Origin of the sequence: Falsiroseomonas oryziterrae (assembly GCF_021864505.1) — a bacterium.
Taxonomy (GTDB): domain Bacteria; phylum Pseudomonadota; class Alphaproteobacteria; order Acetobacterales; family Acetobacteraceae; genus Falsiroseomonas; species Falsiroseomonas oryziterrae.
Window position 1 is genome coordinate 1 of record NZ_JAKJIB010000157.1, and the last position, 8,609, is coordinate 8,609.

Below are 8,609 nucleotides of genomic sequence, written 5' to 3' on the forward strand. Positions count from 1 at the left end.
GGGGGGCCTCGCCACCCCGATCGCGGAGGTGAATGCCGTGGCCGACGCGATGGCCGGCGCGGCGGAGCGGCGCCGCGCGGCTGAGGCGCAGCGCGACCTGCTGGTGCGGGAGCTGCACCACCGGGTGAAGAACCTGCTCACCACCGCGCAGTCCCTCGCGACGCTGTCGGCACGCTCGGCCCGCGACCCGCGCAGCTTCGCCGCGCAGTTCGGCGACCGGCTGCGCGCGCTGGCACGGACCCACACCCTGCTGCTCGAGGAGCCGGGCGGGACGCTCGACCTGGGCGGGCTGCTGGAGGAGGTCGTCGCGCCCTATCGGCTGGGGATCGGGCGAATCAGCATCACCGGGCCGAACCTGCGCCTGCCCGAGGAGGTGGCCGTGCCGCTCGGCATGGTGCTGCATGAACTGGCGACCAATGCGGCGAAATACGGCGCGCTGTCGGTCCCGCAGGGCAGGCTGGAGATCGCGTGGCAGGTGGAGGAGACGTCGCGCCGCCTGCTGCTGGAGTGGACCGAGCGCGGCAGCCCGCTCGGGGGCCCGCCCGGACGCGAGGGCTTCGGCAGCCAGCTGATGCGGCGCGCGCTGTCAGGGCTGCCGGAGGGCGAGGTGCGCGTGGCGTGGAAGCCGGAAGGTATCGCCGTCCACGTCACGGCGGTGCTCCGCGAGGAGCCTACTTCCTGAGCTCCATCTGGATCGGCCCCTCGCGCTCGCCGCGCGCGAACTGGTCCACCAGCGCGTTGCCGGTGTCGCCGAGCGTCGCCGCCGCGCCGCGCCACACGATGCGCCCCTTGTGGATCATCGCCGCGTCGTCGCCGATCCGCCGCGCGCTCGCCATGTCGTGCGTGATGCTGACCGCCGTCGCGCCGAGCCGCTTCACGCAGTCCACGATCAGCCCGTCGATCACCGCGCCCATGATCGGGTCGAGCCCCGTCGTCGGCTCGTCGAAGAAGATGATGTCGGGCTCGGCCGCGATGGCGCGCGCCAGGCCCACGCGCTTCTGCATGCCGCCCGACAATTCGGCGGGCGAGAGGTCGCCGACGCTCGCCGCGAGCCCGACCTGGGCCAGCACCTCGGCCGCCTTGTCGCGCGCCGCGCGGCGCGTGATGCGCCGCTGCGCCAGCAGCTTGAAGCAGACATTCTCCCAGACCGGCAGGCTGTCGAAGAGCGCGCCGTTCTGGAACAGCATGCCGATGCGGTCGTTCACCGCCTCGCGCTCGCGCCGCGTCATCGCCGCGACGTCGCGCCCGTCGATCTCGATCAGCCCGGCATCGGGCGTGATCAGGCCGAGGATGCATTTCAGCGTCACCGACTTGCCCGAGCCCGAGCCGCCGAGGATCACCATCGAATGCCCGGCGCGGATGTCGAGGTCGACGCCGTCCAGCACGACTTTCGGCCCGAAGGACTTCGACAGCCCGCGCAGGCGGATCTTCGGGATGTCGCCGCTCATCGGCTGAACATCACCGCCGTCAGCAGGTAGTCGCTCGCCAGGATCAGGATGGAGCTGGAAACCACCGCCGCCGTCGTCGCGCGGCCGACGCCCTGCGCGCCGCCGCCCGAATTGTAACCGCACCAGCAGCCCATCAGCGTGACGATGAAGCCGAACACCGCGGCCTTGATCAGGCCGGAGATCACGTCCCAGGCCTGCAGGAAGTCGAAGGTCGCCTTGAGATAGGCGCCGGAGGCGAAGCCAAGCTGCTGCGTGCCGATGATCCAGCCGCCCATGACGCCGAGCGTGTTCGCCACCACCACCAGCAGCGGCAGCGCGATGGTGCCCGCCAGCAGCCGCGGCGCCACCAGGTACTTCATCGGGTTGGTGGACAGCGTGGTCAGCGCGTCGATCTGGTCGGTGACGCGCATCGTGCCGATCTCGGCCGCGAAGGCCGCGCCGATCCGGCCCGCCACCATCAGCCCGGCCAGCACCGGGCCGAGCTCGCGCGTGATGGACAGCACCACGACGTTCGCCACCGCGCCTTCCGCGTTGAAGCGGGCGAAGCCGGTATAGGATTGCAGCGCCAGCACCATCCCCGTGAACACCGCCGTCAGCGCCACCACCGGCAGGCTGAACCAGGCGATCTCCACGAAGGCCTTGAGGAACAGCCGCCCGTAGAAGGGCGGCCGCACCAGGTGGCTGATCGCCTCCGCGGCGAAGAGCGCGACGGCGCCCGCGCCGCGCAACATCGCGAGCACGAAGCGTCCCAGTCCGGCGGTGAGGTCGAGCGCGCGGTCCATCGGCTCAGGCGCCTTCGTGCAGGCGGGCGTAGCGCGCGCCGAGCGAGGTGAGAATCTCGTAGCCGATGGTGCCGCAGCGCGCAGCGATGTCGTCCGGCGTGTTCCCCTCTCCGCCGACCAGCAGCATCCGGTCGCCGGGCTTCGCCTCCGGGATGTGGGTCACGTCGAAGGTCGTCAGGTCCATCGAGACGCGCCCGACCAGCGGCGCCGCGCGGCCATGCAGCAGGCCGAGCGAACGTCCCGACAGCGAACGCAGATAGCCATCGGCATAGCCCGCCGCGACGGTCGCGATGCGACGCGGCGCCGGCGCCGTCCAGGACGCGCCGTAGCCCACCGTGTCGCCCGCCGCGATCTCGCGGACCTGCAGCACCTCCGCCTCCACCCGCACGACCTGGCGCATCGGGTTCGCGGCACCCGGCGTCGGGTTGATGCCGTACATCGCACAGCCCGGCCGCGCGAGGTCCGACCGGAACCCCTCGTCCAGGAAGATGCCGGAGGAATTGGCAAGGCTGCGCTTCACGCCGGGCGCGATCCGCGCGGCGGCGTCCGCGAAGCGCGCGCGCTGGCGCTCGTTCATCGGGTGGCCCGGCTCGTCGGCGCAGGCGAGGTGGGTCATCACGTAGCGCAGCGCGATCCCGTCCAGCCGGCCCCGGTCCTGGGCGAGCGCCGCCTGTTCCCGCGCATCGAGCCCGAGGCGCGCCATGCCGGTGTCGAGATGCAGCAGCGCTGTCCTGCCGCGTCCGTGCCAGGCTTCGACGTCGCCCAGGCTGTTCAGCACCGGCAGCAGCCCGGCATCCTCGTCCGCGCCCGGCGGGAATCCGTTCAGCACCGCGACCTCCGGCCCCGCGCCGAGCGCGGCGCGCAGCGCCAGCCCCTCGGTCAGGTGCGCAACGAAGAAGAAGCCGCACCCGGCATCGCGCAGCGCCCGCGCGACCGCCGCCGCGCCGAGGCCATAGGCATCCGCCTTCACCACGCCCGCCACCGGCGCGCCGTGCCGCGCGCCCAGGTCGCGCCAGTTCGCGACCACCGCGCCGAGATCGATCCGGAGAACGCCCTGTCCAGGGTGCTGCTGCACCAACCCGGCCAACCCTTCCGCCCCGCGCCATCCCGCCGAAACGGCCAGGAGCGGCGCCATTCCGGAGCTTGCGGCGATGCCGCAGGCCGCTCGTCCCCTATCCTCCAACCGCCGGGCTGTCGAGGCGTTCCGCCAAGCCCTTCGGCCCCCTGCGGCCCTGCCGTGGCTTCGCCACGGCAGGATGAGCCGTCAGCGCAGGACCGGCACCCATCCGGGCCCCCCGCGGCAACGCGAAGCGTTGTCGTGGGGACAACGTCAGTCCCCGTATCCCCCGTCATGCTGGGTGTCGAGGTCGCCGAAGCGGGTGAACTCGCCCTCGAAGAACAGCTTGATGGTGCCCGTGGGGCCGTGGCGCTGCTTGGCGATGATCAGCTCCGCCTTGTTGTGCGCCTCCTCCATGTCCTTCTGCCACTTCTCGAGCGCGGAGGAGAACTTCTCGGCGTTGTCGTAGGTCATCTCCTTCGGCTGGCGCTGCGCCAGGTAGTACTCGTCGCGGTAGATGAACATGACCATGTCCGCGTCCTGCTCGATCGAGCCGGATTCGCGCAGGTCCGACAGCTGCGGCCGCTTGTCCTCGCGGCTCTCGACCTGGCGCGAGAGCTGGGACAGCGCGATCACCGGCACCGCCAGCTCCTTCGCGATCGCCTTCAGCCCCTGCGTGATCATCGAGATCTCGAGCACGCGCGATTCCGGCCGCGTGCCGGCCGCGGGGCGCATCAGCTGCAGGTAGTCCACGACGATCAGGTCGAGCCCCTTGGTCCGCTGCAGCCGCCGGCAGCGCGTGCGCAGCGCGCTGATGGTGATCGCCGGCGTGTCGTCGATGAAGAGCGGCAGCCCCTGCAGCTCGCGGCTCACCTCCACGAAGCGGTCGAAGTCGCGCTGCGAGATGTCGCCGCGCCGGATCCGGTCGCCGGAGATCCGGCTCTCCTCCGACAGCAGGCGAGTCGCCAGCTGGTCGCAGCTCATTTCCAGCGAGAAGATCGCGACGCCGCCGCGCGGCACCGCGTTCGGGTTCTCCTCCCGCGCCTTGCGCAGCACCGCGCGCGCCGCGCCGAAGGCGACCTTGGTCGCCAGCGCGGTCTTGCCCATGCCGGGCCGCCCCGCGAGGATCACGAGGTCCGACTTGTGCAGACCGCCCGTCTTGCGATCCAGGTCGCGCAGCCCCGTCGAGAGGCCCGACACGCCGCCGGGGTTCGAGAAGGCGGTGGCCGCCATGTCCACCGCGGCGGCCAGCGCGCGCTCGAAGGCGACGAAGCCGCCCTGCGCCGCATTGTCCTTCGACAGGTCGAACAGATGCTGCTCGGCGGCTTCGAGCTGCTGTCGCGCATCCAGCTCCGGCTCCGCGCCGAAGGCGCGGTTCACCACCGTCTCGCCGACCTCGATCAGCTGGCGCCGCATCCAGGCGTCGTGGATGACGCGGCCATACTCGCCGGCATTGATCACGCCGACCATCGCGGTCAGCAGCTGCGCGAGATAGGCGGGCCCGCCCACCTCGTCGAGCAGCCCGTTATGCTCGAACTCGGCGCGCAGCGTCACCGCGTCCGCCAGCTGCCCGGCTTCCACGCGCCGCTGGATCGCGCCGAAGATGCGGCCATGCACGGGGTCGGCGAAATGCTCCGGTGCGAGGAACTCGCCGACGCGCTCATAGGCCTTGTTGTTGGCGAGCAGCGCGCCGAGCAGCGCCTGCTCCGCCTCCAGGTTGGCCGGCGGCAGCCGCTGCGACAGGCCGAACAGCCCGTCGCCGCTGCCCGGCGCGCCCGGTGGACCGACGGAAGGCCCGAAGGTGTTCATGCCCCGAGCCTACCCCGGATCGCGATTCGCCGCGTCCCCCCCGGGCCCTGTGGATGGGTGTGGATAGCGGGGGAGACTATTCCGCCGCCATCCGGATCGTGTCCCGCGCGTCACGCTCGGCCTCCGCCATCCAGTCCCGCGTCAGCGGCAGCGTCGCCTTGTCGCGCGTCAGCTGGACCTGCCAGTTCATGTGATCGCCATGCCGGAAGGTGTGCTCGACGCCCGCCAGGTAGAACTCGAACATCCGGCAGAAGCGCTCGTCGTAGAGGCCGCGGATCGCGTCGCGGTTCGCCGCGAAGCGCCGGCGCCACTCGGCGATGGTCAGCGCATAGTGCAGCCGCAGGATCTCGATGTCGGTGATCCAGAGCCCGGCCTTCTCGACCGCCGGCACGACTTCCGACAGGGCCGGCGAATAGCCGCCCGGGAAGATGTACTTCGCGAGCCACGGGTTCGTCGTGCAGGGCCCGCTCATCCGCCCGATCGCATGCACCAGCGCGACGCCGTCCGGCTTCAGCGCGGCGCGCAGCCGGCGGAAGAAGGTGGCGTAGTGGGTCACGCCGACATGCTCGAACATGCCGACCGAGACGATGCGGTCCACCGGCCGATCCCAGGCGCGGTAGTCCATCAGCTCGAAGCGCACGCGCCCCGCCAGCCCAGCCTCCTCCGCCCGCCGGCGGGCGACCTCCAGCTGCTCCTCGCTCAGCGTGATGCCGGTGACGCGGCAGCCCCATTCCTGCGCCAGGTGCAGCGCCATGCCGCCCCAGCCGCAGCCGATGTCGAGCACCTCCAGATCCGGCCGGCCGAGATGCAGCTTCGCGGCGATGTGGCGCTTCTTGAGGTGCTGCGCCTCCTCCAGCGTCTCGCGCCCGGTCGGGAAATACGCGCAGGAATACTGCCGGTCGTCGTCGAGGAAGAGGTCATAGAGCCGCCCGTTGAGGTCGTAGTGGTGGGCGACGTTGCGCTTCGCGCGTCCGGCCGGGTTCAGCTGCGCGACGCGCCGCGTCAGGCGCCGCGCGGCGGCCAGGATGCGCTCCACTGGATGCTCGCCACCCTGCCACTGGTTCAGCACCAGCACCTCGACGACATCGCCGATGCCGCAGCCTTCCGGCTCGATCGCGCCTTCCATGTAGAGCTCGCCGAAGGCCAGCGCCGGGTTCAGCACGAGCCGTCGGACGGCGGCGTCGGTCGCGATGCGGCAGGCTGCCTGCGGTCCCGGGGTTCCGCCATAGTGGCGCACCGATCCGTCGGGCCAGCGCACCGACAACCGGCCATGGACGATGAGCCGCGCCAGCGCGGCGTCGAGCAGCGTCCGGACCATCGCAGGGTCTCCGCCCGGGTGGCGCGCCCTCCCACGGTCGCCCCCGGTTACAACGACATTAAGGAATGCCGCGGAGCCGTTTCCAGACATGCGGAAACACGAAAGGCGGCACGGGCCTCCGCCCGCACCGCCCGCCCGACAATCCCTTCCGCCCCCCGATGCCCGACCGAGGCTTCGCTTCGGTCGGATGAGCCATCAGCGAAGGACCGGCACCCTCACGGGGGCCCCGCGGCGTTGCGTCAGCAACGTCGTGGGGAAGCCCTAGCGCTCCATCGCGCTGCCGAGCTCGGCCAGCTCGGCGGCCAGCTCGGCCTCCAGGCTCTCCGCCTCGGACGCCTCGGCGGCGCGGATGTCCTCGCCGCGCGCCTGCTTCTCGGCCTCTTCCTGGCTGCGCGCCACGTTGACGCCGACCGGGATCACCACTTCCGGGTGCAGCTCGACGCGCACCGTGGTGATGCCGGTCGTCTTGATCGGCTGCTCGAGCAGCACCTGGCTGCGCTCCAGCGTCAGGCCGCCCTGCGTCTTGCAGGCGTCGGCGATGTCGCGCGAGGAAACGGAGCCGTAGAGGCTGCCGCTCTCGCCCGCGGCGCGGATGATGACGACCGAGAGCCCGAGCACGCGCTCGGCGATGCGCTCGGCCTCCTCGCGGCGCTTGATGTTCTGCGCCTCCAGCTCGGCGCGCTGCTGCTCGAAGCGGGCGAGGTTGTCCTTGCTGGCGCGGATCGCCTTGCCCTGCGGGAGCAGGTAGTTGCGGGCATAGCCGGGGCGGACCTTCACGCGCTCGCCCATCTGGCCGAGCTTCTCGACCCGCTGCATCAGGATGACTTCGATCATGGCACGACCGTTCTAGGTAAGGGGTTCAGGTGGAGGGCGGCGCGGCGCGCCCGCCCGGTGTGGAAGGAGGCCGCCGCGCGATCAGGTCGAAGGCGGCATAGCCCGCGACGGCCAGCGAGGTAGGCAGGAACAGGATCACCAGCGCGACGTAGAGCGCACCGAGCACCAGCGGCCGCTCGCCCCGCCCGCGCGTGCGGGTGTGCAGCACGGCAAGCCCGTGCAGCAGCAGCGGCGTCAGCAGCACGAGCAGCAGCGACAACTCGATCGCGTCCCCGCCCTCGTCCGCCGCCAGCCAGAGGCCGAGGGCGAGCGCCGGCAGGATCGGATACCAGCCCGGCAGCCGCGCCGTGCTCCAGGCCGGCGCGGACGCCACGCCGGCGCGGTCCAGCAGCTTGCCCGCCGCCCAGGCATTGGCGACCCAGGCGAGCGCCAGCCAGAAGCCCAGCGCCGCCGCCTTGACCCGCACGATGTCGGAGACGAGGCCGGCATGGCCCGCCAGGTCGAAGCGCCTGAGCCCGGTGCGCGCCATGCGCTGCAGCACGCCTTCGAGCCCGCCGGGGCTGTCGGCCAGATACAGCGCCGCGCCCGCGATCCCGGCCGCCGGCAGGATGCCGAGCAGCGCGAGCGGCAGGCCGAGCCCGCCCTCCCGGTGCGCCGCCGCGCTCAGGATCGCCGCCGGCACCGCGAAGGCCAGCACGAAGACCCAGAGCCCGATCGGCGGCCCGGACAGGAACAGCACCAGCGCGCCGATCCCGATCGCGCCCACCGCCGCCCCGGCGCCGAAGCCGATCCCCGCCATGAAGAGCGGGAGCGGCGCGAGCCAGAAGAAGGCGGGGCCGAGCGGATAGCCGCGGAAGGCCCAGAGGCAGAGGCAGGCCGAGACGAGCCCGGCCGCGCCGGCGGCCAGCCAGCCGGGATCGTTCAGCGGGCCCTGGCCCGTCTGTCCCCCCTGCTGGTTGGCCGCATCCGCGGGCATGGCACGCCGTCGCCGCGTGTGATCAGTCGTTGATCACGTAGGGCAGCAGCGCCAGGAAGCGCGCGCGCTTGATGGCAAGCGCCAGCTCCCGCTGCTTCTTCGCGCTGACCGCGGTGATGCGGCTCGGCACGATCTTCCCGCGCTCCGACAGGAAGCGGGAGAGCAGGCGCACGTCCTTGTAGTCGATCTTCGGCGCGTTCGGGCCGGAGAAGGGGCAGGACTTCTTGCGCCGGTAGAAGGGGCGGCGGGCGCCGACGGCCGGGCGGCGCGCGGCGGGGCTCTGGGCGGTGTCTTCGGTGCGGTCGGACATCTCAGATCACTCCGCGTCCATGTCCATGCCGAGTTCCTCGCGCGGGCGGGCGCGGAACTCCTCGCGATCGTCGCG

9 protein-coding genes are annotated in these 8,609 nt (G+C 71.9%); 1 reads left to right on the forward strand and 8 read right to left on the reverse strand.

What is annotated here, in order from left to right:
• Positions 1 to 682 (forward strand): sensor histidine kinase (locus L2I40_RS13455; protein WP_237215472.1); only part of this gene is annotated, 682 nt, incomplete at its 5' end.
• Here the strand turns inward: L2I40_RS13455 and L2I40_RS13460 are convergent.
• From L2I40_RS13460 to rpsR, 8 genes are all read right to left on the reverse strand, one after another.
• Positions 672 to 1,448 (reverse strand): ABC transporter ATP-binding protein, encoded by a 777-nt coding sequence (locus tag L2I40_RS13460; protein WP_237215473.1) that lies wholly within the window; start codon positions 1,446 to 1,448, stop codon positions 672 to 674. The genes L2I40_RS13455 and L2I40_RS13460 overlap by 11 nt on opposite strands.
• Entirely contained in the window at positions 1,445 to 2,230 is a 786-nt protein-coding gene (locus L2I40_RS13465; RefSeq protein ID WP_237215474.1) for an MlaE family ABC transporter permease, read from the reverse strand. The genes L2I40_RS13460 and L2I40_RS13465 overlap by 4 nt, the downstream gene beginning before the upstream one ends.
• Before the next feature lie 4 nt (positions 2,231 to 2,234).
• Positions 2,235 to 3,365: an alanine racemase gene (alr, locus tag L2I40_RS13470; protein WP_237215475.1), complete on the reverse strand. Its 1,131-nt coding sequence runs from the start codon at positions 3,363 to 3,365 to the stop codon at positions 2,235 to 2,237.
• 195 nt (positions 3,366 to 3,560) lie between these two features.
• Positions 3,561 to 5,096 carry a replicative DNA helicase gene (locus L2I40_RS13475; protein ID WP_237215476.1) on the reverse strand — a complete coding sequence of 512 codons (1,536 nt, stop codon included), beginning with the start codon at positions 5,094 to 5,096 and terminating at the stop codon, positions 3,561 to 3,563.
• 76 nt (positions 5,097 to 5,172) lie between these two features.
• Positions 5,173 to 6,414, reverse strand: a complete 1,242-nt coding sequence (locus L2I40_RS13480; protein WP_237215477.1) for an SAM-dependent methyltransferase — start codon at positions 6,412 to 6,414, stop codon at positions 5,173 to 5,175.
• 261 nt (positions 6,415 to 6,675) lie between these two features.
• On the reverse strand, positions 6,676 to 7,248 hold the full coding sequence (rplI, locus tag L2I40_RS13485) for a 50S ribosomal protein L9 (protein WP_237215478.1): 573 nt from the start codon (positions 7,246 to 7,248) through the stop codon (positions 6,676 to 6,678).
• Positions 7,249 to 7,273: 25 nt separating this feature from the next.
• On the reverse strand, positions 7,274 to 8,224 hold the full coding sequence (locus L2I40_RS13490; RefSeq protein WP_237215479.1) for a DUF2232 domain-containing protein: 951 nt from the start codon (positions 8,222 to 8,224) through the stop codon (positions 7,274 to 7,276).
• Between the two features lie 22 nt (positions 8,225 to 8,246).
• Positions 8,247 to 8,534: a 30S ribosomal protein S18 gene (rpsR, locus tag L2I40_RS13495; RefSeq protein WP_237215480.1), complete on the reverse strand. Its 288-nt coding sequence runs from the start codon at positions 8,532 to 8,534 to the stop codon at positions 8,247 to 8,249.
• Positions 8,535 to 8,609 lie beyond the last annotated feature (75 nt).